We start from the raw sequence: 23,874 nt of genomic DNA, 5'->3' as shown, positions 1-23,874 counted from the left end.
CTCCGCAGAGCCGCAGCAAGGAAAAGGAAACGGAGCAACACCCCATGGCAACCCTCTCCGTCGCCGCCGTACTCGCCGAGAACGCCCGGCGCCGTCCCGACAAGGAGGCACTGGTCGAGGGCGACCTGCGGCTCACCTTCGCCGAAGTGTGGCAGCGGTCCCGGGCCCAGGCCGGCGCCCTCACCGGCCTCGGTGTCCGGCCGGGGGACCGGATCGCGCTGATGGCGCCGAACACCGCCGACTTCCCCCTGGCGTACTACGCGATCGCCGCGACCGGCGGCGTCGTCGTACCGGTTCACCTGCTGCTGTCCCCGGCCGAGGTCGAGCACGTCCTGCGCGACAGTGGCGCCACCCTGCTGCTGTGCCACCCGGCGCAGGCGGCAACCGGCGCGGCCGCCGCGCGGGAGGCGGGCGTACGGGTGATCACCCTCGGCGACGAGCTCGACAAGCTCGCGGCCGACGCCGAGCCCCTGCCCTCGTACGTCACCCGCGACGCCGACGACCCTGCCGTCGTCTTCTACACCAGCGGTACCACCGGCGTCCCCAAGGGCGCCGTGCTCAGCCACTTCAACCTCGTGATGAACGCGACCGTCAACGCCTTCGACGCCAACGACATACGGCCCGACGACGTCGCGCTCGGCGCCCTGCCGCTGTTCCACGCCTTCGGCCAGACCGTCTCCCTGAACTCCACCTGGCGGGCGGGCGCCACCCTCGTCCTGCTGCCCCGCTTCGACGCGGCGCGCGCGATCGAGCTGATGGTGAAGGAGCAGGTCAACACCTTCCACGGGGTGCCGACCATGTTCGTCGCCCTCGCCGCCGCGGCGGCCGGTGCCGACGCCCTGCCCGGCCTGCGGGTGTGCGTCTCCGGCGGAGCCTCGCTGCCGGTCGCCGTGCTGGAGCGGTTCGAGGAGGCCTTCGGGGCCAAGATCTACGAGGGGTACGGGCTGTCGGAGACCTCCCCGGCGGCGGCCGTGAACCAGCCGGTGTTCGGCGCCAAACCCGGCACGATCGGCCACCCCCTGTGGGGCGTGGACGTGGAGATCGCCCGCGCGGAGGTCGAGGACACCATCGAACTGCTGCCGCCCGACGAGCTGGGCGAGGTCGTCGTGCGCGGCCACAACGTCTTCTCCGGCTACCTGGGCCGCCCCGAGGCCACCGCCGAGGCGCTCGTCGACGGCTGGTTCCGCACCGGGGACCTCGGCACCAAGGACGACGAGGGGTTCCTCAGGATCGTCGACCGGAAGAAGGACGTCATCATCCGCGGCGGTTACAACGTCTATCCGCGGGAGGTCGAGGAGGTGCTGATGCGCCACCCCGGCGTCGCGCAGGTCGCCGTCATCGGCCTTCCGGACGAACTCCACGGCGAGGAGGTGTGCGCCGTCGTCGTCCCCGCCCCGGACGCGACGCCGGACGCCGCCGAGGTCACCGAGTGGTCCAAGCAGTACCTCGGCAGGTACAAGTACCCGCGCTGCGTGGAGTTCGCGGACGAGCTGCCGCTGGGCCCGAGCATGAAGGTGCTGAAGCGGGAGCTGCGGGTGCGGTACACCGGCGGCCAGGGGTCGCAGGGCGCGTAAGAACCGCAAGGATCAACTGGCGAGACGGTGCTTACGGGTATCGATCAGGTGCGCATAGCATCAGTGTCCGCAATGGACACCATGACGCTCTGGCACCTCACCGGCTGGGAATTCGCAGCGCTCGCCTTCGCCGCCTTCCTCGTCGGCTTCTCCAAGACCGCCGTGAGCGGGGCCAACACGGTCAGCCTCGCGATCTTCGCGGCGGTCCTGCCCGCCCGCGCCTCCACCGGCATCCTCCTGCCGGTCCTGATCGCCGGTGACATCCTGGCCGTCCTCACCTACCGGCGCCACGCGCACTGGCCCACGCTGTGGCGGCTGTTCCCGGCGGTGGGGGTCGGCGTGGTCGCGGGCACCGTCTTCCTGGTGTGGGCCGACGACGCGATCGTACGGACCTCGATCGGCGCGATCCTGCTGCTCATGGCCGGGGTGACGGTGTGGCGCCGACGGCAGGACGACGCGGTGGCCGGACGGCGGGACGAGCGGTCGGCCGAGCGGCGGACCGGGCAGCCGGACGGGATCACCTCGCGGCCCGGCCGCGTGAAGGCCCGCTCGTACGGGGTCCTCGGCGGCTTCACCACGATGGTCGCCAACGCGGGCGGCCCGGTGATGTCGATGTACCTGCTCTCCGCGGGCTTCAAGAAACTCGGTTTCCTGGGCACGTCGGCCTTCTTCTTCCTGATCGTGAACGTCTCCAAGCTGCCCTTCAGCGCCGGCCTCGGCCTGATCGACGGCCGCTCGCTGCTCCTTGACGCCGCACTCGTGGTCTTCGTGGTGCCCGGCGCCTTCATCGGCAAATGGGCTGTGAACCGGATCAACCAACGCCTGTTCGAGCGGTTGGTGATCGCGGCGACGGTGATCGGGGGGCTCCAGCTCCTCCTGCCCTGACGATGCGTAGCCTCGACGGCATGCCCCGTCCGGTCCCGCCGTCCAGCCCGCCCCCGCCGTCCAGCCCGCCCCCGCCGTCCAGTCCGGCCCCGCCGTCCAGTCCGGCCCCGCCGTCCAGTCCGGCCCCGACGTTCAGCCCGCACCTGTCCCGCCCGTCCCCGCACGTGCTGATCCTCGGCGGTACCACCGAGGCCCGTCGGCTGGCGGCCGACCTGACCGCGTGTCCCGGTGTCCGCGTCACCACCTCCCTCGCGGGTCGCGTGACCCGGCCGGGCTCCCTTGCCGGTGAGGTACGGATCGGCGGCTTCGGCGGACCGGAAGGGCTGGCCGCCTGGCTGCGCGAGCAACACGTGGACGCCCTCGTCGACGCGACCCATCCCTTCGCCGAGACGATCACGGCCAACGCGGTCCGCGCCGCGTCGGCCACCGGCATCCCCGCGGTGATCCTGCGCCGCCCCGGCTGGCAGGCCGGCCCCGGCGACCACTGGCATCCGGTCGCCTCCCTCGCCGAGGCGGCCGACCGGCTCCCGAGCCTCGGCCGCCGCGTGTTCCTGACCACCGGCCGCCTGGGCCTGGCCGCTTTCGCGCACCTGACCGGCCTCCACTTCGTCGTCCGCTCGGTGGAGTCCCCCGAGCCGCCCCTCCCGCCGGACACCCGTGTCGTGCTGGCCCGTGGCCCGTTCACGGTGGCCGACGAGACGGCCCTCCTGCGCGATCACCGCATCGACGTACTGGTGACCAAGGACAGCGGGGGAGCGGCCACCGCGGCCAAGCTCACGGCCGCCCGGGAGCTGGTGCTGCCGGTGGTGATGGTCAGCAGGCCCCCGCTGCCGATGGGGGTGCCGGTGGTGCCCGACGTACCGGCGGTACTGGAGCGTCTGGGCCTGTGCGGACTGGGACCGTCCGGGCCTCAGGGGGCCTGTGACCGTCCGGGCCTCAGCGGACCGTGACCGGCTGCCGCACGCGGCCCGGCAGGCCGTTGCCCAGGTCCTCGACCAGCAGGCGCTTCGCGATGGAGTCGAGCGCGGTGCGCAGTTCCGTGTCCGAGGGGCGGCCGACGTCCTGCTCCACCCGGTCCTCCAGCCAGGCGGTCCAGGCCCGACCGATGACCAGCGCCTCGCGGACGCCCGCGTCGGTGTGGGAGAGCAGGGAGCCGTGGCGGGTCAGGTAGCCCTCCTCGACCATGCGGTCGAAGACCGGCAGCAGAACCTCGGGCGGCATCCGGCGGCGGGCGGCGATCAGGCCGAGGCTGGCGTGCCCGACCAGTCGGGTGAACAGCTCGACCTGCATGACGGCCCAGGCGCCGGCGACGTCGAGCCGGGTGTCGCTGTCCTCGATGATCCGGCGGGCGGTGTCCAGCTCCGTACTGCCGATGATCCTGCCGACGGCGGCCTCCAGCGCACGCCTGCTGCTGGCGTCGTGCGGTGAGGCAAAGCCCTCGCCCATGTCGGTGGAGCTCATGCGGGCGCTGTCCCGCAGTTCGACCTGCTTGAGGAACAGGGCTACGAGGAGGCCGAGCGCCGCGACCGGCACCGTCCACAGGAACACGGTCTGGATGGTGTCCGCGTACGCGCCGATGACCGGCGCCGACGCGTCCGGCGGCAGCCGGTGCACGCCCTCCGGACTGGTCGCCGCCCCGCCGATCACGTCCGGATCGGCGGCGCCGGTCGCCGTGGCGGCCAAGACGCCGTCCCGCAGGTTGGGGCCGAGGGAGTTGGCGTAGATCGTGCCGAAGACCGCGGTGCCGAAGGAACTGCCCAGCGTGCGGAAGAAGGTGACGCCGGAGGTGGCGGTGCCGAGGTCGGCGTAGTCGACGGTGTTCTGCACGGCGATGGTCAGCACCTGCATGGACAGGCCGATGCCCGTGCCGAGCACGAACATGTACAGCGACTCCAGCCAGGCGCCCGTGGACGGGTCCATGAGCGACATCAGATACAGGCCGACGCCCATCACCAGGGTTCCCACGATCGGGAACAGCCGGTACCGCCCTGTCTTGCTGACCACGCTGCCGCTGAAGACCGACGCGATCAGCAGCCCGGCCACCATCGGCAGTGTCCGCACGCCCGAGACGGTGGCCGAGTCGCCGTCGACGTACTGCAGGTAGGTCGGCAGATACGTCAGCGCGCCGAGCATCGCGAAGCCGACGATGAAGCTGAGGATCGAGCAGACCGTGAACACCGGGTTGTGGAACAGCCGCATCGGCAGCATCGGTTCGGCCGCCTGGGTCTCCACCCAGCAGAACAGCCCGAGTGCGATCAGCCCGCCCGCGAACAGGCCGATGATGACGGCCGAGCCCCACGCGTACTCGTTGCCGCCCCAGCTCGTCGCCAGGATCAGCGCGCTCGCGCCGACCGCGACCAGCGCGATGCCCAGGTAGTCGATGACGGGCCGGGCGGCCGACTTCACCACCGGGATGGTGCGGGCGGCCGCGATGACGACGACGACCGCGATGGGCACGTTGACGTAGAACGCCCAGCGCCAGGACAGGTGGTCGGTGAACAGCCCGCCCAACAGCGGCCCGATGACCGTCGCCACCCCGAACACCGCGCCGATGGCGCCCTGGTACTTGCCGCGCTCCCGCAGGGGGATGACGTCCGCGATCAGCGCCATCGACGTGACCATCAGCCCGCCCGCGCCGATGCCCTGCATCGCCCGCCAGACGATCAGCAGCGGCATGCTCGTCGCCAGCCCGCACAGGAACGAGCCCGTGATGAACACGATCGCCGAGACCTGGAAGACGACCTTGCGGCCGAACATGTCGCCGAACTTGCCGACCAGCACCGTCGCCACGGTCTCCGCGAGCAGGTACGAGGTCACCACCCACGACATGTGCTCGCCGCCACCCAGGTCCGACACGATCGTCGGCAGCGCGGTCCCGACGATGGTCTGGTCCAGGGCCGCCAGCAGCATGCCCAGCATGATCGTGACGAAGACGACGTTGCGGCGGCGCTTGTCCAGCACGGGCGGCTGGGTGGCGGCGTTCCGTGGCGTTTCCTCGGCGACTGTCACACGGTCACGATCACACCGGTGCACCGGCCACGCATGCGGTGACGGTCCGCCCGGGTACAGCCGCCGCTCCGGCTGGGCGGTCGGTCCGGTCAGCCGTCGCCGGGGTTGCGCCGCAGCAGATACGTGTCCATGATCCAGCCCTTGCGCTCCCGGGCCTCGGCACGCAGCCGCTCGATGCGGGGCGCGGCCTCGGCGATCGGGCCGGAGGCGAGGATCTCGTCCGGGGTGCCTATGTAGGCGCCCCAGTAGATGTCGATGTCCTGGTCCGCGTACTGCCGGAAGGTCTGGTGGGCGTCGAGCATCACCACGACGTCGTCCACACCCTCGGGGAAGCCCTCGGCGAGTCGCCGCCCGGTGGTGATCTGCACCGGCCGCGCCACCCGGTTCAGCCCGGTCCGGTGCCGGGCGACCAGCGAGGAGACGCTGCTGATGCCGGGCACGACGTCGTACTCGAACGCCACCGCGCCGCGCTCCGCGATCTCCTCCAGGATGCCCAGCGTGCTGTCGTACAGCGCGGGGTCGCCCCACACCAGGAACGCACCGCTCTGGTCCTCGCCGAGTTCCTCGGCGATCAGCCGCTCGTAGATGCCGGCGCGGGCACTGCGCCAGTCCCCGACGGCGGGGGAGTACGCCGAGCCGCCCGCGCTCCGGTCCCGCTCGGGGTCGCGGGCCTCGACGATCCGGTACGTCCCCTCCGGTATGTGCGTCTCCAGCATGTCGAGGCGCAGCCGCACCAGGTCGGCCTTCACCTCGCCCTTGTCCAGGACGAAGAACACGTCCGTGCTCCGCAGCGCCCGGACCGCCTGCAGGGTCAGCTGGTCGGGGTCGCCCGCGCCGATACCGATCACATGAATCTTCCGCACGCCCCGAGTCTGCCGTACGCCACTGACAACGCCCCGGCCGGGCTCGCCTCAGGGGGCTCTTCTCGCTGCTGCGGCCGGTCGACACTGCGGCCGGGCACGCCGCGATTCCGCTACCGGGCGGCTCTCAGCCCCGCAGTCGAGGCGCCCGCACCCCCGCGTCCACGGGCGCGCCGCCCTCCACGTCCTCCGCCAGTTCCCGGGCCCACCCGGCGAGCCGCCCCAGATCCATCCCGTGAGGACGGTCCTGTCCGGACGCCGAAGCCGCCCATTCCGTCACCGCCCGGGCCCCGCGCCGCAGCAGCCTCGCCCCGCCGGTGACATTGCCGCGGGCCGCGTGCGTGAGCCCCACGGCCAGCTGGGCCATCCCCCGCCACAGCTCCCGTTCCTCCTCAGGGCCCGACTTCCAGGCGTCCTCGAACACCTCGTGCGCGTGGAACGGCTGCCCCGCGTCCAGCAGCCGCTGCGCCTCGGCGACCGTCTCCCCGGGGGCTCGTACGACGCCCTCCGGCTGGCGGGGGACGCCGTCCGCGCCGTACGGCAGGGGACGACCGAGCCCGTCCCGCGGCCGGGCGTTACGCGCGCGCCCCTCCCCGTCGCGGTCGCGCGCGTCCACCGGGCGGACCGAGGCTGTGCTGTGTCGGGAGCTGTCGGCAGGGCTGTCCATGGGCCGATTGTCCCTCGCCCGTGCCCGCGCGGGAGTGGCCCGGGGGGTGAGGTAAAGTTCTCTACGCGTGATCGCGCGGTTCGCCGCGTGTGACCACGCCGGGACGTGGCGCAGCTTGGTAGCGCACTTGACTGGGGGTCAAGGGGTCGCAGGTTCAAATCCTGTCGTCCCGACTTGCTGAGTAGCAGGTCGGAGGCTGTATCGGAGGTTTCGATACAGCCTCTTGGCCGTTTCTGGGACCGATTCGGACCGCAATTGCTTGCAGAAACATGCAGAAAGTCATTGCCGACCGTGCGGACGGCTGCTTGACTCGCCCTCTCGAAGCGAGAGGAACGAGCCGACTCCCATGACCACCGAGACCGACGTCCTCGTCCTGGGCGGCGCGGGCGTGGACACCATCGTCCACGTCCCGGAGCTGCCGCTCCCCTACGCGGACAGCTACATGATCCAGCCGGGCATCGTGACCCGCGCCGGCCAGAGCGGGGACTTCGTCGCGCTCGGCGTCAGCGCCCTGGGGCTGCGCACCCACCACATCGACGTCGTCGGCGCCGACCCCGAGGGTGACCTGGTGCGCGCCCTGCACCGGGACCGGGGGATCCCGTTCACCGAGGTGCACTCCGCGGCGGGCACCAAGCGCGCGGTCAACCTGGTCGGTCCCGACGGGCGGCGGCTGTCCCTGTACGACAACACCCGCAGCCAGGAGACCGACCGGCTGCCCGAGGAGACCGTGCGCGCCCTCGCCGCCGCGAGCCGGCACGCCCACGTGGTGATCACCCACCCGTGCGCGTACGCCCTGCCGGTGCTGCGCGAGGCCGCGGTCACCGTCTCGACGGACCTGCACGACTGGGACGGCGTCAACCCGTACCACGAGCCGTTCGCGCTCGCCGCGGACCTGGTCTTCCTGTCCACCACCGCCCTGGCCGACCCGGAGCACACCATGCGGGACATCGCCGCGCGCGGCCGGGCCCGGATCGTCGTGGCCACCGCCGGGGCCGAGGGCGCCTACCTGCTCGTCGAGGGCGACCTCTCCCACGTGCCCGCCGTCGCTCCCCCCGCTCCCGTGGTGGACTCCAACGGTGCGGGCGACGCCTTCGCCTCCGGCTTCCTGCTCGGCTGGCTGGAGGGTGCGGATCCGCTGCGCTGCGCGCGGTACGGAACCATCGCCGGCGCCCATGCCTGCACGGTGCCGTCGACGCGCGCCGACGCCCTCGGGCGTGACGAACTCCTCGCCCGCGCGGCCGAGCCGGACGCCGTCGGACAGAGTGTCGGGGCGCACGGCTGACGGGGGCGCGCGGATGAGCAGGACCGAGGCCCACGTACCGGAGGGCGGCAGTCAGGCCCGCTGTGCCCGACGGACCCGATGGACCCGGCGGTCCTGACGGTCCTGACGGTCCTGACGGACCACCTGACGGATCTCAGAGTGGGTCGTGCGCCCCCGCGGCGATCAGCAGGTCGGCCGTCTCGGGGTGCGGTCCTCTCGTCGCCCACTCCAGCGGGGACCGGCCGGTGCCGTGGTCCTCCCGGAGGTTCGGGTCGGCGCCGTGTTCGAGGAGTGCCCGTACCGCCTCGGTGTGGCCCCAGCAGGACGCCCCGCACAGGGGCGTGCCCTCCGAGCCGATCCCGCTCTCCGTGTCGGGTGAGGCGCCGGCCGCCAGCAGCAGGCGGACGATGTCGGCGGCTCCGTTCACGGAGGCCAGGTAGAGCGGCGTACTGCCCCCGGTGTCGGCCGTCTCGGCCGGCGCTCCGGCCCGTAGCGCCGCTCTCACCCGCTCGATGTCGCCGACCAGTGAGGCATTGACGAGACGGCTGGACAGTTTCTTGTGCCGTCGCCTGTTCACGGGGCCTCCACGACCGGCGGCTCGCCGCGCTCCAGGGTCAGGGCGGTGCGCAGTGCCGTGGCCCGCGCGGCGCCGATGCGGTCGGCCAGGACGCTCTCGATGACGTCGAGGGTTGCCTGGGCGCGGCGGTGGACGCGGGTGCCCTCCGTGGTGATGCGGATCAGGCGGTTGCGCGCCGAGGTGGGATCCGGCACCTGTTCCAGCAGGCCCAGCGCCACCAGCCCGTGCACGGCCTGGTGGGCGGTCTGACGGGCGACGCCGAGGCGCCGGGCGAGCTCGGCGACCGTGGTGCCCTCCGCGTCCAGCAGGGCGAAGACCTGGCCCTGGGCGCTGGTCAGCGGCTGCTCGCCGGCTGCCCGCATGCTCGCCATCAGCGCCTCGTCGAACCAGCGCTTGGCGCCGGCCAGCAGCAACGGCATGTTCTGTGCGGTTTCCGTCATGTCTCCTCGGGTTCCTCCGGCTCCGAGCATACGGGCAGCTCCGTCAGGCGTTTCCTCCTTTTCCCGGGCCAAGGGTTGCCGCCATCTCTCAATGTCAGGTAGCCTGACAGTCAGCCAAACGTCAGGTAACCTGACTGTTCAGTCGAGCGGAGGCTTCCCATGACCATCGAATTCGCCAGGCGTTCCCACTCACTCATCCCCGCCGACCCCGGCAAGCCGTACTTCATCGAGAAGGGCATGGGTGACCGCGCCCATCTCTTCGGCGACCTGTTCACGATCTACGCGGGCGGACCGCAGACCGAGAACACCTTCAACTTCTTCACCTGCGACGGCCCCAAGGGCGACATCATCCCGGCCCACTCCCACCCGGACACCTACGAGGTCTTCTTCGTCACCCAGGGCGCCGTCCGGCTCTTCGTCGAGGACCTCGAGGGTGAGCAGCAGGAGAAGCTGCTCACCGTCGGAGACTTCGGCTTCGTGCCGAAGAACTGCCCGCACGCCTACCGCATCGAGCGCCACCACAGCCAGATCGTCGGCGTCGCGGCCGGTCCCGGCGGCACCTTCGAGCGGTTCTTCGAGACCCTCGGCACCGAGACCGACGAACTCGGCCTGCCCAAGCGGCCGTTCGTACCGGAGCCGCACAAGTTCGGCACCGTGCCGCAGCAGTACGACGTGACCTTCCTGCCCGACCACCAGTGGCGAACGGAAAGCTGAGAGAGCCATGGCGTACGTATGGGCGCTGCTCGCCGGCGCTCTCGTGGGCGCGCTCTACGCCGTCCTGAAGGTGAGGTCCCCGGCGCCTCCGCCGGTCGCCCTGTTCGGCCTGCTCGGGATGCTCGTGGGCCAGGCTCTGCTGGGGTCGCTGTGAGGTCCGTACTCGCCCGCGTGCGCGGCCCCGTCGTGAGTCTGCTGGCCGGGCTGCTGATGGGGGCCGTCTACTGGGCCCTCGGCCTCACCTCACCCGCCCCGCCGATGATCGGCCTGACCGGACTGCTCGGCATCGTGCTGGGCGAGCGCGCCGTCACCCGGCTGCGCGACCGTGCGGCCGCGTCGGAAAACCACACCCGGAAGGAAGAGTCACATGACCGCCCCCACTGAAGGACCCGGCCTCGTCGACGTCCACGCCCACTTCGTCACCGACTCCTACGTACGGCAGGCGAAGGCCGCCGGTCACGAACTGCCCGACGGTGTGCCCTCCTGGCCCTCCTGGTCCGCCGAAGCGCACCTGGAGCTGATGGACGGAAACGGCATCCGCACCTCGATCCTCTCCGTCTCGTCGCCCGGCGTGCACTTCGGCGACGACACGGCCGCCCGCCGCCTCGCCCGCGAGGTCAACGAGGACGCCGCCCGGACAGCCGCCGAACACCCCGGCCGCTTCGGTTTCTTCGCCTCCCTGCCGCTGCCGGACGTGGACGGCGCCCTCGCGGAGATCTCGTACGCCTTCGACGAACTCGGCGCGGACGGAGTGGTGCTGGAGACCAACACCCACGGGGTGTATCTGGGCGACGCGCGGCTGGAGCCCGTCCTCGCCGAGCTCGGCCGCCGCCGCGCGGTCGCCTTCCTGCACCCGACCTCCCCCGTCTGCTGGGAGAGATCGGCGCTCGGACGGCCGCGTCCCATGGTCGAGTTCGTCTTCGACACCGCCCGCACCGTCACCGACCTGCTCATGGCCGGCACCCTGGAACGCCACCCCGGCCTCGAGGTGATCGTCCCGCACTGCGGTGGAGCGCTGCCCGCCCTCGCCGACCGCATCAACGGCTTCATGAAACTCTTCCTGCCGCCCAGCGAGAACGGCGCCCCCGACGCGGTGCGACAACTGCGCCGCCTGCACTACGACATGGCCGGCCCCGCCTTCCCGCGTCAGGTCCCCGCGCTGCTCGGACTCGTCGAGCCGGACCGGCTCCTGTACGGCAGCGACTACTGCTGGACCCCGGCGCACGGCGTGGACGCCCACATCGCCTCCGTCGACGCGGCCCCGGCGCCGTCGGGCGCGACCGACTGGCGGTCCCTGACGACGGCCAACGCGCACCGGCTGCTGCCCCGCCTCGCCGGCCACCCGCCCCGCACACCCGGGAAGTGAGCCCGTGCACTTCGAACTCGCCCCGTTCCTCGCCCCGCCCGACCCCGCGGAGCTGCCCCTGCCGACCGCCGCGCACCCCGCGGACGGCGTACGGCTCCTGCGCGCCGTCCCGTACGCCGTCCGCGACGGCAGCCGGCCCCTGGCACTCGACCTGTGGCTCCCCGAGGAGCCGGCCGCCGGCCCGCCGCCCGTGATCCTCTTCGTCCACGGCGGCGCGTGGCGCACCGGACTGCGTGACGACCTCGGCCCACGCTTCCGCGACTGGCGGCCCGGCCCATTCGCCCGCCTCGTCCGGGCCGGGTACGCCGTCGCCTGCCCCGACTACCGGCTCAGCGGCGAAGCCCTCTTCCCGGCCCCACTGGACGACCTGGCGGCGGCGCTGGCCTGGCTGCGTACCCGCGCCGCCGAACTCGGCGTCGACGCGGACCGCGTCATCGCCTGGGGCGAGTCCGCGGGCGGCCACCTCGCCGCACTCCTCGCCCTGACCGCCGCCCCGGCCGCCGTGCGCGGCTGCGTCGTCTGGTACGGCCCCACCGACCTCACCGCCGCACCCCCGCACACCCCCGAGGCGGCACTCCTCGGCGCCCCCGCCGCCGACGCCCCGGACCGGGCCCGCGCCGCCAGCCCGCTCACCCGCGTCGCGCCCGGCGCCCCGCCGTTCCTGATCCTCCACGGAGCCGAGGACACGATCATCCCCGTCGCCCAGGGAGAGGCACTCGCCTCGGCACTGCGCGCGGCGGGCACGGAGACCGCCTTCCGGGCCGTCCCCGGCGCCGACCACCTGTGGATCGGTGCGACCGAACAGGACGTGGAGGACTGCTTCACCACCTCCCTCGACTTCGTACGCGACCGGACCGGGTGATAGAAGCGGGCATGACCAACTTGCCCCATGCCGTGCCCGCGAAGGACACCCGACCCGGCGGCCGCCGATGACCGCCGGCATCGACACCCCGGACCGCCGGGGCCGCACCGGACTCGACCGGACGGGCCGGGACCTGACCGGCAACCCCCGGGTCAGGGTCCGGGACGTACGGCTCCTCTCCAGTCACTGGTACGTCGAACGCACCACGACCTTCGACCTCCAGCGTGCCGACGGCACCTGGAGCACCCAGGAGCGCGAGACCCACGACCGCGGCAACGGCGCCACCGTGCTGCTCCACGACACTGAACGCGGAACCGTGCTGCTCACCCGTCAGTTCCGCCTCCCCGTCTACGTCAACGGCCACCCCGACGGCATGCTGATCGAGACCCCCGGCGGGCTGCTCGACGACGAGGACGAGCACCCCGAGGTCGCCGTGCGGCGCGAGGTCGTCGAGGAGACCGGGCACACCGTCGGCGAGGTCCGGCACGTCTTCGACGTCTACATGAGCCCCGGCTCGGTCACCGAACGCGTCAGCTTCTACGCCGCCGCCTACGGCCCCGCCACCCGCACCCACGAGGGCGGTGGCCTGGACGAGGAGGGCGAGGACATCGAGACCCTCGAACTGCCCTTCGGCCGGGCCCTGGAAATGATCCGTACCGGCGAGATCGCCGACGCCAAGACCATCATGCTGCTCCAGTGGGCCGCGCTGGAGGGCCCCTTCGCCCGCCCTCTCCGGGAAGACACTCGGGAAGACACGAGAAAGGACACCAGGAAAGACATCCGCGAAGACACTCGCGACACTTGACTTGAAGTGCACTTCAAGCTGAAGACTCCCCCTCGTGCCCGGACGACCGGGCGCGAAGGGGAGGACCACCATGAAGTACCGCACCATCGGCACCGATCCGGCCCACCGCCGTGAGGTGAGCGTGCTCGCGCTCGGCGCGATGCTGTTCGGCTCGCTGACCGACGAGAAGACCTCCTTCGCCGTCCTCGACCGCTTCGTCGAGGCAGGCGGGAACTTCATCGACACGTCCGACAACTACGCCTTCTGGACCGATGGCGGCCAGGGCGGTCAGAGCGAGGAACTCCTCGGCCGCTGGCGGCGCAGCCGCGGCATCGGTGACGAGATCGTCATCGCCACCAAGCTCGGCGCCCGCCCGCTCGCCCCCGGCACCAGCTACACCGACAACCCGGAGGGCCTGTCGGCCAAGATGATCCGCGAGGCCGCCGAGCGCAGCCGGGAGCGGCTCGGCGTCGACAAGCTCGATCTGCTGTACGCACACATCGACGACCACACCGTGCCGCAGCGCGAGACCGTCGAGGGATTCGGGGAACTGGTCGCGGAGGGCACGGTCGGACTGCTCGGCGTCAGCAACCAGGCGATCTGGCGCGTGGAACGGGCCCGGGCGCTCGCCGCCGCGGCCGGACTGCCCGGCTACGAGGTGCTCCAGTACCAGCACAGCCACCTGCGGCCCCGCTCCGACGTGCCCAGCGACCTCTTCCGGGACGGCAGCCTCGGCCACGCCGGCCCCGAACTGCTCGGCTACCTGCGGGCCGAGCCCACCCTGACCCTGGTCGCCTACTCACCCCTGCTGACCGGGGCCTACGTCCGCGAGGACAAGCCCTTGCCCCCGGACTACGACCACCCGGGCACCCCCGCCCGGCTCGCGGTGCTGCGCGACGTCGCCAAGGAGACCGGCGCGAGCGTCAACCAGGTCGTCCTCGCCTGGCAGATCGGCGCCGAGCTGCCCATCGTCCCGCTGGCCGGGGCGTCGTCGGTGGCGCAGCTGGAGGAGAACCTGGCCGCCGTGGACCTGGAGCTCAACCCGGAGCAGCGGACCCGGCTGGACGAGGTTCACTGAACTGACGAGGTCCACTGACCGGCGTCACGACCTGACCAGCAGCTGGAAGTCGAACGCGTACCGGGACGCGCGGTATATGTGCGTCCCGTACTCGACCGGCCGCCCGGTGTCGTCGTACGCCGTGCGCGTCATGGTCAGCAGCGCGGCGCCCTCCTTCTCGTCCAGGCGGTCCGCCTCCTCGCGGGTGGCCGAGCGGGCGCCCACCGTCTGGCGGGCGCTGTGCAGGGTGATGCCGGACGCGCGCATCATCCGGTACAGGCCGGTCGACTCCAGCCGGGCGCCGTCGAGGTCCAGCAGGGCCGACGGCAGGTAGTTGCACAGCAGCGCCACCGGCCGGCCGTGGGTGAGCCGCAGCCGCTCCAGGACGGTGACCTCGCCACCCTCCGCCATGCGGAGGGCCGCCGCCACGCCGGCGGAGGCGGGCAGGGCCTCGTTGCGCACCACCCGCGTGGTGGGCCCCTGCCCGGCCGCCTCCAGGTCGTCGTAGAGACTGCTCAGCTCCATGGGGCGCTTGACCTGGCTGTGCACCACCTGTGTGCCGACCCCGCGCCGCCGGACCAGGAGTCCCTTGTCGACCAGGGACTGGATGGCCTGGCGGACGGTCGGCCGGGACAGGCCGAGGCGGACGGAGAAGCCGACCTCGTTGCCCAGCAGATCGCCCGGGGCGAGGACGCCCTGCTCGATCGCCGCTTCCAACTGCCGGGCGAGCTGGTGGTACAGCGGCACCGGACTGGCCCGGTCCAGGGCGAGGTCCAGGGCGCTGAGCGCGGGGGTGGTCACGGCACGTGCGGGGTCGCCGGTTCTCGCCATGGACGTACCTCCTTGCGTGGGCGACGGGTGTCAGAGGTGGCGGCGGCGGTCGGTGACGGCGCGTTCGTACGCGGCGCGGGCGTCGGTGGCGGGCTCTCGGCCGGACACCTCGGCCACCGGCACATCCCACCAGGCCGCGGCCGGGGGAGCGGTCGGCGCCGGGTCGGTCTCCACGTACACGCACGTCGGACGGTCCGACGAGCGGGCCGCCCGCAGGGCCTCGCGCAGTTCCCGCACCGTCTTGGCGCGCAGTACGTCCATGCCGAGGCTGGCCGCGTTGGCGGCCAGGTCGACGGGGAGCGGGGCCCCGGTGAAGGCGCCGTCGGCCACCCGGTGGCGGTACGCGGTACCGAAACGCTCGGCGCCCACCGACTCCGAGAGGCCGCCGATGGACGCGTAGCCGTGGTTCTGCACCAGGACCAGCTTGACCGGCAGGTTCTCCTGGACGGCCGTGACGATCTCCGTCGGGTTCATCAGGTAGGTGCCGTCGCCGACCAGCGCCCACACCGGCGTGCCGGGCGCGGCCTGCTGGACGCCGATCGCGGCCGGGATCTCGTAGCCCATGCAGGAGTAGCCGTACTCCAGGTGGTACTGGCGCGGGGAGCGGGCCCGCCACAGCTTGTGCAGGTCGCCGGGGAGCGAACCGGCCGCGTTGATCACCACGTCCTCGTCGCCGACGACCGCGTCCAGCGCGCCCAGCACCTGTGTCTGGGTCGGCACGGCACTGTCGTCGTCGGCGCGAAGGGCAGCCTCCACCCTCTCGTCCCAACGCGCCTTGCCCGCCCGGTACTCGGTCTCGTACGACGCGTCCACCCGGTGGCCGGGCAACGCGTCCACCAGCGCCGTGAGCCCCGCCCGCGCGTCGCAGACCAGGGTGCGGGCGGCGAGCTTGTGGGCGTCGAAGGCGGTGATGTTGAGGTTCAGGAAGCGGACGTGCGGATGCCGGAAGAGGGTGCCGGAGGCAGTGGTGAAGTCCGTGTACCGGGTGCCGACGCCGATCACCAGGTCCGCGGTGCGGGCGAGGTCGTCGCTGACGACGGTGCCGGTGTGGCCGATGGCGCCGAGGTCGGCCGGATGGTCGTGGCGCAGCGCGCCCTTGCCGGCCTGGGTGGAGGCGACGGGGATGCCGGTGGCGTCCACCAGCGCCTTCAGCGCGTCCTCGGCCTCGCTGTGGTGGACGCCGCCGCCCGCCACGATCAGCGGCCGTCCGGCGGCGCGGATCAACCGCACGGCCTCGGCCAGTTCCGCCGGGTCGGGCGCCGGGCGCCGTACGCGCCAGACACGGTCGGCGAAGAACCCCTCGGGCCAGTCGTACGCCTCCGCCTGCACGTCCTGGGGCAGCGCGAGGGTGACCGCGCCGGTCTCGGCCGGGTCGCTGAGTACACGCATCGCCTGGAGCGCGGAGGCGATGAGCGCCTCGGGACGGGTGACGCGGTCGAAGTACCGGGACACGGGGCGCAGGGTGTCGTTCACGGACACGTCGGCCTCGACCGGATGCTCCAGCTGCTGGAGCAGCGGGTCGGCGGCGTGCGAGGCGAAGTAGTCGCCGGGGAGCAGGAGGACGGGCAGGCGGTTGATCGTGGCGAGGGCCGCGCCGGTGACCAGGTTGGTGGCACCGGGGCCGATGGACGTCGTCACCGCCTGCGCGGACAGGCGGTTCAGCTGCCGGGCGTGGCCGACGGCCGCGTGGACCATGGCCTGTTCGTTGCGGCCCTGGTGGTACGGCATGACATCGGCGTACTCGACGAGCGCCTGGCCGAGGCCGGCCACGTTGCCGTGGCCGAAGATGCCCCAGGTGCCGCTGATCAGGCGGCGTCGTACGCCGTCGCGTTCGGTGTGCTGGGCGGCCAGGAAGCGCACCAGGGCCTGGGCGGTGGTCAGTCGGCGGGTGGCGGCGCTCATGCGGACCTCTCCGGTGCGGTGTACAGGGGGAGTCGGGGATCGACGGGCTGCCCGGGCCAGGTGCCGCGGATCCAGGCGTGGTCGGGATGGTCGCAGATCAGCCAGGCGCGTTCGGCCTCCGGGCCGGCCATGACGTTGAGGTAGTACATGTGGTGGCCGGGGACGGCCATCGACGGCCCGTGCCAGCCGTCGGGAATCAGCACCACGTCCCCGTCACGTACTTCGGCCAGCACGTCCGTGCCCCGCCCCTGACCGGACGGGGAGACCCGCTGGTAGCCGAGGCCGGGGGTGCCTTCGTGGCCGGCGAACTCGAAGTAGTAGATCTCCTCCAGCACCGACTCCTCGCCGGGGCGGTGCTCGTCGTGCTTGTGCGGCGGGAAGGAGGACCAGTTGCCGCCCGGGGTGATCACCTCGACCGCGATGAGCTTGTCGCACTCCAGGACCCCGGCGGCTCCGAAGTTGTTGACCTGGCGGGAACAGGTTCCCGTGCCCCGCAGCTCCACCGGCACCGATGACGCCGGTCCGTAGCGGGCGGGCAGGCGGCGGGTGCAGCGGGCGCCGGTGAGGGCGAACCGGCCGCCGCCGGCCGAGGTCACCGTCGTACGGGCGTCGCGCGGCACGTACGCGAAGTCGCTGACGCCGCTGAACACGCTGTCACGACCGGTGAGTCCGAAGGTGTCCTGGCCGAAGTCGTCGGCCGTGGCGACCGTGCAGCCGCCGCTGAGCGGGAGGACGATCCACTCGCTGTCGCCGCTGTCGAAGGTGTGGCTGCCGCCGGGCGGCAGGTGCAGGACGCGCAGGCCGGCATGGCCCCAGCCGGCCACCTCCGGGGTGACGTCCACGGCGTACGGGCCGTTCGCGGCCTTGCCCGCGGAAAGGTGACACGTCATCGGATCCTCTTCTCTGTCCCATCCGGCGATGCGACGACAGGCGCTTCGACACCAGGTGCTGTCCCAACAGGCGATGCAACGTCGGGCGCTGTCCCGACGGGCGCTGTCACAGCAGTCCGACGGCCGTGTCCACCGCCTGTTCCACGCTGCCCTCGGCCGGGTAGAGCAGCGAGCGGCCGACGACCATGCCCTGCACGGTGGGCAGTCTGAGCACCTTGCGCCAGCGTTCGTAGGCGGCGGCCTGGTCCGCGGGGGAGCCCCCTATGTCACCGCCGAGCAGGACGGCGGGCAGTGTGGAGGTCTCCAGGACCTCGCCCATGTCGTCCGGGTCGTGGGTGACGGGCAGTTTCAGCCAGGTGTAGGCGGAGGTGCCGCCCAGCCCCGAGGCGATGGCGACGGACCGGGTGACGGCCTCGGCGGACAGGTCGTTGCGGACCCGGCCCTCGACGCGGCGGGAGATGAACGGCTCGACGAACACGGGCAGTTCGCGTGCGGCCATGGCGTCGACCGCGCGGGCGGTGGACTCCATGGTGGCCAGCGAGCCGGGGTCGCCGTAGTCGATGCGCAGCAGCAGCTTGCCCGCGTCGAAGCGGAGGCGGGCGATGTCCTCGGCGCGGTGGCCGGTGAAGCGGTCGTCCATCTCGAAGGCGGCGCCCGCGAGGCCGCCGCGGTTCATCGAGCCCATGACGACCTTGTTCTCCAGCACCCCGAGCAGCAGCAGGTCCTCCAGCACGTCGGCGGTGGCGAGCACCCCGTCGACGCCGGGCCGGGACAGCGCGGTGCACAGGCGTTCCAGCAGGTCGGCCCGGTTGGCCATGGCGAGCCGGCGGTCGCCGACACCGAGCGCGCCGCGCGCCGGATGGTCGGCGGCCACGATCATCAGGCGGCCGGAGCCGCCGATCAGCGGACGGCGTACCCGGCGGGCCGCCGCCCGGGCGATCGCCTCCGGGTGCCGGGCTCTGACCGCGGTGAGGTCGGGAATGCTGAGGGACAAGACGAAGCTCCGTTCAGGGAGTGGCTCGCGCGAGGAGGCCGTCGACCTCCGCCTCGGTGGGCATCGCGGACGAGCAGGCGAGACGGGAGGCGACGAGGGCGCCGGCCGCGTTGGCGTACCGCATGGTCCGCTCCAGCTCCCAGCCGGAGAGCAGGCCGTGGCAGAGCGAGCCGCCGAAGGCGTCGCCCGCGCCGAGGCCGTTGACCACTTCGACGAGCACCGGCTCCACCTCGGCGGTCCGGCCGTCGCGGTGCACGGCGAGGACGCCGTCGGGGCCCTGTTTGACGACGGCCAGTTCCACACCGGCCGCCAGCAGCGCCTCGGCGCAGGCGTGCGGCTCGCGCACGCCCGTGGCGATCTCGCACTCGTCGAGGTTGCCGACGGCGACGGTCGCGTGCCGCAGCGCCTCGCCGTAGTACGGGCGGGCCTGGTCGGGGTCGGTCCAGAACATCGGGCGCCAGTCCAGGTCGAAGACCGTGGTGCCGGACTTCGCGCGGTGGGCGAGGGCGGCCAGGGTCGCCGTACGGCTCGGCTCCTCGCTCAGCCCCGTGCCGGTGATCCAGAAGACGGCGGCGGCGCGGATCGCGTCGAGGTCCAGCTCCTCAGGGCGGATTTCCAGGTCGGGGGCCTTGGGGCGCCGGTAGAAGTACAGCGGGAAGTCGTCCGGCGGGAAGATCTCGCAGAAGGTGACGGGAGTCGGATAGGCCGCGACCGGGGTCACCCAGCGGTCGTCGACGCCGAACTCCTTGAGCGCCCGGTGCAGGTAGCCGCCGAACGGGTCGTCGCCCGTGCGGGTGACGACGGCCGAGGCGCGGCCGAGGCGGGCGGCGGCGACCGCCACGTTGGCGGCCGAACCGCCGAGGAACTTTCCGAAGGTCTCGACCTCTGCCAGGGGTACACCCGTCTGCAGGGGATAGAGATCGACCCCGATGCGGCCCATCGTGATCAGATCGAAACGCGGGGCTGACTCGGCCATGTGCGACGCTCCTCGGGCTGGGCGGGGGCCTGCCGCCTCCCAGGTGTATGACTCCGGGGCGAACGTGTCAATACTTTGTACTTACATTCGGACTAGCTCGTGAAATGATGTCTTAACAAAGTATTGACAGCGGGCGTCGCAAGGACTTGTATCCGGTCCCAGCGCAACAGCCGTTCTCCTCCGGTCTGGCACACGGCTTCCCATCACACAGTCGCACAGTGAGGTGCAGGAAAGATGGACCGCTCTTCGCATGCCCGCTCCCGCGGATTCGCCCCCGCCGTCGCCCTCGCCGCGGCGGCGGCGCTGACCCTGGCCGGCTGCTCCAGCAGTTCCGGGGGCAAGAAGGCCGACGAGGAGGGGGACGCGGGTGCCTCCGCGGGCAAGGCGAACACCCCCCGGATGACCGTCGCCCTGGTCACCCATCAGGCGCCCGGCGACACCTTCTGGGACATCGTCCGCAAGGGCGCCGAGGCCGCCGCCGCCAAGGACAACATCAAGCTCGTCTACTCCGCCGACCCGAACGCCGGCAACCAGGCCAACCTGGTGCAGAACGCGATCGACCAGAAGGTCGACGGCATCGCCGTCACCCTGGCCAAGCCGGACGCCCTCAGGAGCGTCCTCGGCAAGGCGGAGCAGGCCGGCATACCCGTCGTCGGGCTCAACTCGGGCCTCGCGGACTGGAAGAAGCTCGGCCTGATGGAGTTCTTCGGGCAGGACGAGACCGTGGCCGGCGAGGCGCTCGGCAAGCGGCTGAACGAGGACGGCGCGAGGAACGCCGTCTGCGTGATCCACGAGCAGGGCAACGTCGGCCTGACCCAGCGCTGCGACGGCGTGAAGAAGACCTTCGAGGGGTCCGTCGAGAACCTCTACGTCAACGGCACCGACATGCCCTCGGTGAAGTCGACCGTCACCGCCAAACTGAAGCAGGACGGCGACATCGACCACCTCGTCACCCTCGGTGCCCCGTTTGCCATGACCGCGGTGCAGTCGGTGGCCGAGGGCGGCAGCAAGGCGAAGGTCGCCACCTTCGACCTCAACAAGGACCTGACCGGCGCCATAGAGAAGGGCGACATCGAGTTCGCCGTCGACCAGCAGCCCTACCTCCAGGGCTACCTGGCCGTCGACGGCCTGTGGCTCTACGAGAACAACGGCAACTACAGCGGCGGCGGTGAGCAGCCGGTGCTGACCGGCCCGGCCTTCGTCGACAAGTCCAACGTGAAGGCCGTCGCCGAGTTCGCCGCGAAGGGCACCCGGTGATGAGCACGACCCGGCAGGCCGGCCCGACGGTGACCACATCGCCGGCTCCCGGCCCGGGACAGACCGACGGGCGGACCCGGCAGCGCTCGGTGGCGCTGCGGCTGCTCGCCCGGCCCGAGGTCGGGGTCTTCCTCGGCGCCGTCGCCGTGTTCGTGTTCTTCCTGATCGCCGCCCCCTCCGTCCGTGAGGGCGGCTCCATGGCGACGGTGCTGTACCAGTCGTCCACGATCGGCATCATGGCGCTGCCCGTCGCCCTGCTGATGATCGGCGGCGAGTTCGACCTCTCGGCCGGTGTCGCCGTGGTCACCTCGGCGCTCACCGCCGGCATGCTCAGTTACCAGCTGACCATGAACGTCTGGACGGGCGTGATCGTCTCCCTCGCGGTCTCGCTCGCGATCGGCGCGTTCAACGGCTGGGTGCTGGTCAGGACCGGCCTGCCGAGCTTCCTGGTGACGCTCGGCACCTTCCTGGTCCTCCAGGGCGTCAACCTCGCCGTCACCAAGCTGGTCACCGGAAACGTCGCCACCGACGACATCAGCGACATGGACGGATTCGACCAGGCCGAGGCCCTCTTCGCCTCCTCCTTCGACGTCGGCGGCGTCCAGGTGAAGATCACGGTCGTGTGGTGGCTGATCTTCGCGGCGCTGGCCACCTGGGTGCTGCTGCGCACCGAGTACGGCAACTGGATCTTCGCGGTCGGCGGCAGCAAGGAATCCGCCCGCGCGGTCGGCGTCCCCGTCACCTTCACCAAGATCACGCTGTTCATGCTGGTCGGCTTCGGCGCCTGGTTCGTCGGCATGCACCAGCTGTTCTCCTTCAACACCGTGCAGTCCGGCGAGGGCGTCGGCCAGGAGCTGATCTACATCGCCGCGGCGGTGATCGGCGGCTGTCTGCTCACCGGCGGCTACGGCTCCGCCATCGGCCCGGTCTTCGGTGCCTTCATGTTCGGCATGGTGAACCAGGGCATCGTCTACGCCGGCTGGAACCCCGACTGGTTCAAGGCCTTCCTCGGCGTGATGCTCATCGGCGCCGTCCTCATCAATCTGTGGGTCCGCCGCGCGGCGACCCGGAGGTGATCGGAAATGACCAGCGACACCCCCGGCACCCACGGGGCAGTCCTCCCGGACACCGCACCCGGGACCGACCGGCCGATCGTCCGACTGCGCGGCGCCGGCAAGGCCTACGGCAACATCCGCGCCCTGCACGGAGTCGACCTCGCCGTCCACCCGGGCAAGGTGACCTGCGTGCTCGGCGACAACGGCGCCGGCAAGTCCACCCTCATCAAGATCATCTCCGGCCTGCACCAGCACACCGAGGGCGAGTTCCTCGTCGACGACGAGGCCGTGCGCTTCACCACTCCCCGCGACGCCCTCGCCCGGGGCATCGCCACCGTGTACCAGGATCTCGCCACCGTGCCCCTGATGCCGGTGTGGCGCAACTTCTTCCTCGGTTCCGAGCTGACCAAGGGGCCCTGGCCCGTCCGCCGCCTCGACATCGCCCGCATGAAGCGGACCGCCGACGAGGAACTGCGCAACATGGGCATCGTCCTGGACGACCTGGAACAGCCCGTCGGCACCCTCTCCGGCGGCCAGCGCCAGTGCGTCGCCATCGCCCGCGCCGTCCACTTCGGCGCCCGCGTCCTCATCCTCGACGAGCCCACCGCCGCCCTCGGCGTCAAGCAGTCCGGCGTGGTCCTCAAGTACATCGCCGCCGCCCGCGAACGCGGCCTCGGCGTCATCTTCATCACCCACAACCCCCACCACGCCTACCTGGTCGGCGACCACTTCAGCGTGCTGCGCCTGGGCACCCTCGAGCTCAGCGCCGCCCGTGCCGACATCACCCTGGAGCAACTCACCAACCACATGGCCGGCGGGGCCGAACTCGCCGCCCTCAGACACGAACTGGCGCAGGTCGGCGGGGTCGACGTGGCGGCGCTCCCGGAGGAGGAGAAGGAGTCGGAGGCCGCCTCGCCCGACGGCGCCGTTTCCGGTACCACGGCGTCCGGCGCCCCCGCTCCCGGCGCCACCGAAGGGAAGGCCTGACATGCCCGCTGCCCTGGACCGCATCCGCGTAGGCTCGGCCCCCGACTCCTGGGGCGTATGGTTCCCCGACGACCCCCGGCAGGTGCCGTGGGAACGCTTCCTGGACGAGGTCACCGAGGCCGGGTACGAGTGGATCGAGCTGGGCCCCTACGGCTACCTCCCCACCGACCCGGCCCGGCTCACCGACGAGGTGGCCCGGCGCGGCCTCAAAGTGTCCGCGGGCACCATCTTCTGCGGCCTGCACCGCGGTCCGTCGGAATGGGACGCCACCTGGGAGCAGGTCAGCCGCGTCGCCGGCCTCACCCAGGCCATGGGCGCGGGGCACCTCGTCGTCATCCCCTCCTTCTGGCGCGACGACAAGACCGCCGAGATGCTGGAACCGCCCGAGCTGACCGGCGAGCAGTGGGCCCACCTGACCCGGGGCATGGAACGCCTGGGCCACCAGGTGAAGGAGACGTACGGCCTGGACATCGTCGTCCACCCGCACGCCGACACCCACATCGACACCGAGGAGCACGTCGAGCGCTTCCTCGACTCCACCGACTCCGGCCTGGTCAACCTCTGCCTGGACACCGGCCACTACGCCTACTGCGGCGGCGACAGCGTCAAGCTGATCGAGACGTACGGCGAGCGCATCGGCTACCTCCACCTCAAGCAGGTCGACCCGGAGATCCTCGCCGAGGTGCGGGCGGGCGAAGTGCCGTTCGGGCCGGCCGTGCAGCGCGGGGTGATGTGCGAACCGCCCACGGGCGTGCCCGAGCTGGGTCCGGTGCTCACGGCGGCCCAGAAGCTGGGCGTGGACCTGTTCGCCATCGTCGAGCAGGACATGTACCCCTGCGAGCCCGGCAAGCCCCTCCCCATCGCCGTACGCACCCGCAGGTTCCTGCGCTCCTGCGGCGCCTGAGGCCGATCGCGCCGGCGGGTGG

Annotated in this window: 25 protein-coding genes and 1 tRNA gene; 16 read left to right on the top strand and 10 right to left on the bottom strand. The window is 71.9% G+C overall.

Annotated features, from left to right (window positions below):
• The first annotated feature begins 44 nt into the window (after positions 1-44).
• The 3 genes from ACH4F2_RS24210 to ACH4F2_RS24200 all read left to right on the top strand — a co-directional run bounded on the left by ACH4F2_RS24210 (position 45) and on the right by ACH4F2_RS24200 (position 3,409).
• Positions 45-1,574, top strand: a complete 1,530-nt coding sequence (locus ACH4F2_RS24210) for a long-chain fatty acid--CoA ligase (RefSeq protein WP_398134818.1) — start codon at positions 45-47, stop codon at positions 1,572-1,574.
• A 72-nt stretch (positions 1,575-1,646) separates the two neighbouring features.
• Positions 1,647-2,459: a sulfite exporter TauE/SafE family protein gene (locus ACH4F2_RS24205; protein ID WP_398134817.1), complete on the top strand. Its 813-nt coding sequence runs from the start codon at positions 1,647-1,649 to the stop codon at positions 2,457-2,459.
• 20 nt (positions 2,460-2,479) lie between these two features.
• A complete protein-coding gene (locus ACH4F2_RS24200; protein WP_398134816.1) occupies positions 2,480-3,409 on the top strand; it encodes a cobalt-precorrin-6A reductase in 930 nt (309 codons plus the stop codon).
• Here ACH4F2_RS24200 and ACH4F2_RS24195 read toward each other — a convergent pair.
• The 3 genes from ACH4F2_RS24195 to ACH4F2_RS24185 all read right to left on the bottom strand — a co-directional run bounded on the left by ACH4F2_RS24195 (position 3,396) and on the right by ACH4F2_RS24185 (position 6,995).
• Complete coding sequence (locus tag ACH4F2_RS24195; RefSeq protein ID WP_398134815.1) at positions 3,396-5,468, bottom strand: MDR family MFS transporter; 2,073 nt, start codon at positions 5,466-5,468, stop codon at positions 3,396-3,398. The two genes, ACH4F2_RS24200 and ACH4F2_RS24195, sit on opposite strands and share 14 nt — an antisense overlap.
• An 89-nt stretch (positions 5,469-5,557) precedes the next feature.
• Entirely contained in the window at positions 5,558-6,331 is a 774-nt protein-coding gene (gene cobF / locus ACH4F2_RS24190; RefSeq protein WP_398134814.1) for a precorrin-6A synthase (deacetylating), read from the bottom strand.
• 124 nt (positions 6,332-6,455) lie between these two features.
• Entirely contained in the window at positions 6,456-6,995 is a 540-nt protein-coding gene (locus ACH4F2_RS24185) for a DUF309 domain-containing protein (RefSeq protein WP_398134813.1), read from the bottom strand.
• A 99-nt stretch (positions 6,996-7,094) separates the two neighbouring features.
• Here ACH4F2_RS24185 and ACH4F2_RS24180 point away from each other — a divergent pair.
• A tRNA-Pro gene (locus tag ACH4F2_RS24180) sits at positions 7,095-7,168 on the top strand.
• A 173-nt stretch (positions 7,169-7,341) separates the two neighbouring features.
• Positions 7,342-8,277 (top strand): adenosine kinase, encoded by a 936-nt coding sequence (locus tag ACH4F2_RS24175; protein WP_398134812.1) that lies wholly within the window; start codon positions 7,342-7,344, stop codon positions 8,275-8,277.
• A gap of 133 nt (positions 8,278-8,410) precedes the next feature.
• On the opposite strand, the gene ACH4F2_RS24170 is transcribed toward ACH4F2_RS24175, so the two are convergent.
• Together ACH4F2_RS24170 and ACH4F2_RS24165 are read right to left on the bottom strand one after the other, a co-directional pair.
• On the bottom strand, positions 8,411-8,833 hold the full coding sequence (locus ACH4F2_RS24170) for an ankyrin repeat domain-containing protein (RefSeq protein WP_398134811.1): 423 nt from the start codon (positions 8,831-8,833) through the stop codon (positions 8,411-8,413).
• The gene (locus tag ACH4F2_RS24165) at positions 8,830-9,273 is read right to left on the bottom strand and encodes a MarR family winged helix-turn-helix transcriptional regulator (protein WP_398134810.1); all 444 of its coding nucleotides are present in this window, start codon (positions 9,271-9,273) and stop codon (positions 8,830-8,832) included. Before ACH4F2_RS24165 ends, ACH4F2_RS24170 begins: the two co-directional genes overlap by 4 nt.
• A 159-nt stretch (positions 9,274-9,432) precedes the next feature.
• On the opposite strand from ACH4F2_RS24165, the gene ACH4F2_RS24160 reads away from it, so the two are divergent.
• The 7 genes from ACH4F2_RS24160 to ACH4F2_RS24130 all read left to right on the top strand — a co-directional run bounded on the left by ACH4F2_RS24160 (position 9,433) and on the right by ACH4F2_RS24130 (position 14,077).
• Complete coding sequence (locus ACH4F2_RS24160; protein WP_398134809.1) at positions 9,433-9,987, top strand: quercetin 2,3-dioxygenase; 555 nt, start codon at positions 9,433-9,435, stop codon at positions 9,985-9,987.
• Positions 9,988-9,994: 7 nt separating this feature from the next.
• Positions 9,995-10,141, top strand: coding sequence for a DUF1427 family protein (locus tag ACH4F2_RS24155; RefSeq protein ID WP_398134808.1), 147 nt, complete (start codon positions 9,995-9,997; stop codon positions 10,139-10,141).
• Between the two features lie 17 nt (positions 10,142-10,158).
• Complete coding sequence (locus ACH4F2_RS24150; RefSeq protein WP_398134807.1) at positions 10,159-10,371, top strand: DUF1427 family protein; 213 nt, start codon at positions 10,159-10,161, stop codon at positions 10,369-10,371.
• Entirely contained in the window at positions 10,355-11,353 is a 999-nt protein-coding gene (locus ACH4F2_RS24145; protein ID WP_398134806.1) for an amidohydrolase family protein, read from the top strand. The genes ACH4F2_RS24150 and ACH4F2_RS24145 overlap by 17 nt, the downstream gene beginning before the upstream one ends.
• Positions 11,354-11,357: 4 nt before the next feature.
• A complete protein-coding gene (locus tag ACH4F2_RS24140; protein ID WP_398134805.1) occupies positions 11,358-12,215 on the top strand; it encodes an alpha/beta fold hydrolase in 858 nt (285 codons plus the stop codon).
• Between the two features lie 67 nt (positions 12,216-12,282).
• Positions 12,283-13,020 (top strand): NUDIX domain-containing protein, encoded by a 738-nt coding sequence (locus tag ACH4F2_RS24135; protein ID WP_398134804.1) that lies wholly within the window; start codon positions 12,283-12,285, stop codon positions 13,018-13,020.
• Positions 13,021-13,090: 70 nt separating this feature from the next.
• Entirely contained in the window at positions 13,091-14,077 is a 987-nt protein-coding gene (locus ACH4F2_RS24130; protein WP_398134803.1) for an aldo/keto reductase, read from the top strand.
• A 24-nt stretch (positions 14,078-14,101) separates the two neighbouring features.
• Here the strand turns inward: ACH4F2_RS24130 and ACH4F2_RS24125 are convergent, their stop codons facing one another.
• The 5 genes from ACH4F2_RS24125 to iolC form a co-directional block, all read right to left on the bottom strand.
• On the bottom strand, positions 14,102-14,887 hold the full coding sequence (locus tag ACH4F2_RS24125; protein WP_398134802.1) for a GntR family transcriptional regulator: 786 nt from the start codon (positions 14,885-14,887) through the stop codon (positions 14,102-14,104).
• Positions 14,888-14,917: 30 nt separating this feature from the next.
• Positions 14,918-16,789, bottom strand: coding sequence for a 3D-(3,5/4)-trihydroxycyclohexane-1,2-dione acylhydrolase (decyclizing) (iolD, locus tag ACH4F2_RS24120; protein ID WP_398134801.1), 1,872 nt, complete (start codon positions 16,787-16,789; stop codon positions 14,918-14,920).
• Complete coding sequence (gene iolB, locus ACH4F2_RS24115; RefSeq protein ID WP_398134800.1) at positions 16,786-17,679, bottom strand: 5-deoxy-glucuronate isomerase; 894 nt, start codon at positions 17,677-17,679, stop codon at positions 16,786-16,788. The genes iolD and iolB overlap by 4 nt, the downstream gene beginning before the upstream one ends.
• A 106-nt stretch (positions 17,680-17,785) precedes the next feature.
• Positions 17,786-18,673: a deoxyribose-phosphate aldolase gene (locus ACH4F2_RS24110; RefSeq protein WP_398134799.1), complete on the bottom strand. Its 888-nt coding sequence runs from the start codon at positions 18,671-18,673 to the stop codon at positions 17,786-17,788.
• 13 nt (positions 18,674-18,686) lie between these two features.
• A complete protein-coding gene (gene iolC, locus ACH4F2_RS24105) occupies positions 18,687-19,649 on the bottom strand; it encodes a 5-dehydro-2-deoxygluconokinase (RefSeq protein ID WP_398134798.1) in 963 nt (320 codons plus the stop codon).
• A gap of 234 nt (positions 19,650-19,883) precedes the next feature.
• Between iolC and ACH4F2_RS24100 the strand changes: the two genes are divergently transcribed.
• Genes ACH4F2_RS24100 through ACH4F2_RS24085 form a run of 4 tightly spaced genes read left to right on the top strand, consistent with a single transcriptional unit; the run spans position 19,884 to position 23,852 of the window.
• Positions 19,884-20,906, top strand: coding sequence for a sugar ABC transporter substrate-binding protein (locus ACH4F2_RS24100; protein ID WP_398134797.1), 1,023 nt, complete (start codon positions 19,884-19,886; stop codon positions 20,904-20,906).
• Positions 20,906-21,982, top strand: coding sequence for an ABC transporter permease (locus tag ACH4F2_RS24095; protein WP_398134796.1), 1,077 nt, complete (start codon positions 20,906-20,908; stop codon positions 21,980-21,982). Before ACH4F2_RS24100 ends, ACH4F2_RS24095 begins: the two co-directional genes overlap by 1 nt.
• A gap of 6 nt (positions 21,983-21,988) precedes the next feature.
• Complete coding sequence (locus ACH4F2_RS24090) at positions 21,989-22,948, top strand: ATP-binding cassette domain-containing protein (RefSeq protein WP_398134795.1); 960 nt, start codon at positions 21,989-21,991, stop codon at positions 22,946-22,948.
• 1 nt (position 22,949) lies between these two features.
• A complete protein-coding gene (locus tag ACH4F2_RS24085; RefSeq protein WP_398134794.1) occupies positions 22,950-23,852 on the top strand; it encodes a sugar phosphate isomerase/epimerase family protein in 903 nt (300 codons plus the stop codon).
• The last annotated feature ends 22 nt before the right edge of the window (positions 23,853-23,874 follow it).

This window comes from Streptomyces sp. NPDC017890, assembly GCF_044328675.1.
Taxonomy (GTDB): domain Bacteria; phylum Actinomycetota; class Actinomycetes; order Streptomycetales; family Streptomycetaceae; genus Streptomyces.
This window is presented reverse-complemented; position numbering and strand designations above follow the sequence as displayed.

What these genes read in the sequence shown, in the direction of transcription:
- ACH4F2_RS24100 (WP_398134797.1), top strand. Translation starts at nt 19,884, where the DNA reads ATGGACCGCTCTTCGCATGCCCGCTCCCGCGGATTCGCCCCCGCCGTC.
- iolD (WP_398134801.1), bottom strand. Translation starts at nt 16,789, where the DNA reads ATGAGCGCCGCCACCCGCCGACTGACCACCGCCCAGGCCCTGGTGCGC.
- ACH4F2_RS24130 (WP_398134803.1), top strand. Translation starts at nt 13,091, where the DNA reads ATGAAGTACCGCACCATCGGCACCGATCCGGCCCACCGCCGTGAGGTG.
- ACH4F2_RS24185 (WP_398134813.1), bottom strand. Translation starts at nt 6,995, where the DNA reads ATGGACAGCCCTGCCGACAGCTCCCGACACAGCACAGCCTCGGTCCGC.
- ACH4F2_RS24175 (WP_398134812.1), top strand. Translation starts at nt 7,342, where the DNA reads ATGACCACCGAGACCGACGTCCTCGTCCTGGGCGGCGCGGGCGTGGAC.
- ACH4F2_RS24125 (WP_398134802.1), bottom strand. Translation starts at nt 14,887, where the DNA reads ATGGCGAGAACCGGCGACCCCGCACGTGCCGTGACCACCCCCGCGCTC.
- iolB (WP_398134800.1), bottom strand. Translation starts at nt 17,679, where the DNA reads ATGACGTGTCACCTTTCCGCGGGCAAGGCCGCGAACGGCCCGTACGCC.
- ACH4F2_RS24160 (WP_398134809.1), top strand. Translation starts at nt 9,433, where the DNA reads ATGACCATCGAATTCGCCAGGCGTTCCCACTCACTCATCCCCGCCGAC.
- ACH4F2_RS24145 (WP_398134806.1), top strand. Translation starts at nt 10,355, where the DNA reads ATGACCGCCCCCACTGAAGGACCCGGCCTCGTCGACGTCCACGCCCAC.
- ACH4F2_RS24155 (WP_398134808.1), top strand. Translation starts at nt 9,995, where the DNA reads ATGGCGTACGTATGGGCGCTGCTCGCCGGCGCTCTCGTGGGCGCGCTC.
- ACH4F2_RS24165 (WP_398134810.1), bottom strand. Translation starts at nt 9,273, where the DNA reads ATGACGGAAACCGCACAGAACATGCCGTTGCTGCTGGCCGGCGCCAAG.
- ACH4F2_RS24090 (WP_398134795.1), top strand. Translation starts at nt 21,989, where the DNA reads ATGACCAGCGACACCCCCGGCACCCACGGGGCAGTCCTCCCGGACACC.
- ACH4F2_RS24205 (WP_398134817.1), top strand. Translation starts at nt 1,647, where the DNA reads ATGGACACCATGACGCTCTGGCACCTCACCGGCTGGGAATTCGCAGCG.
- ACH4F2_RS24200 (WP_398134816.1), top strand. Translation starts at nt 2,480, where the DNA reads ATGCCCCGTCCGGTCCCGCCGTCCAGCCCGCCCCCGCCGTCCAGCCCG.
- iolC (WP_398134798.1), bottom strand. Translation starts at nt 19,649, where the DNA reads ATGGCCGAGTCAGCCCCGCGTTTCGATCTGATCACGATGGGCCGCATC.
- ACH4F2_RS24210 (WP_398134818.1), top strand. Translation starts at nt 45, where the DNA reads ATGGCAACCCTCTCCGTCGCCGCCGTACTCGCCGAGAACGCCCGGCGC.
- ACH4F2_RS24095 (WP_398134796.1), top strand. Translation starts at nt 20,906, where the DNA reads ATGAGCACGACCCGGCAGGCCGGCCCGACGGTGACCACATCGCCGGCT.
- ACH4F2_RS24135 (WP_398134804.1), top strand. Translation starts at nt 12,283, where the DNA reads ATGACCGCCGGCATCGACACCCCGGACCGCCGGGGCCGCACCGGACTC.
- ACH4F2_RS24085 (WP_398134794.1), top strand. Translation starts at nt 22,950, where the DNA reads ATGCCCGCTGCCCTGGACCGCATCCGCGTAGGCTCGGCCCCCGACTCC.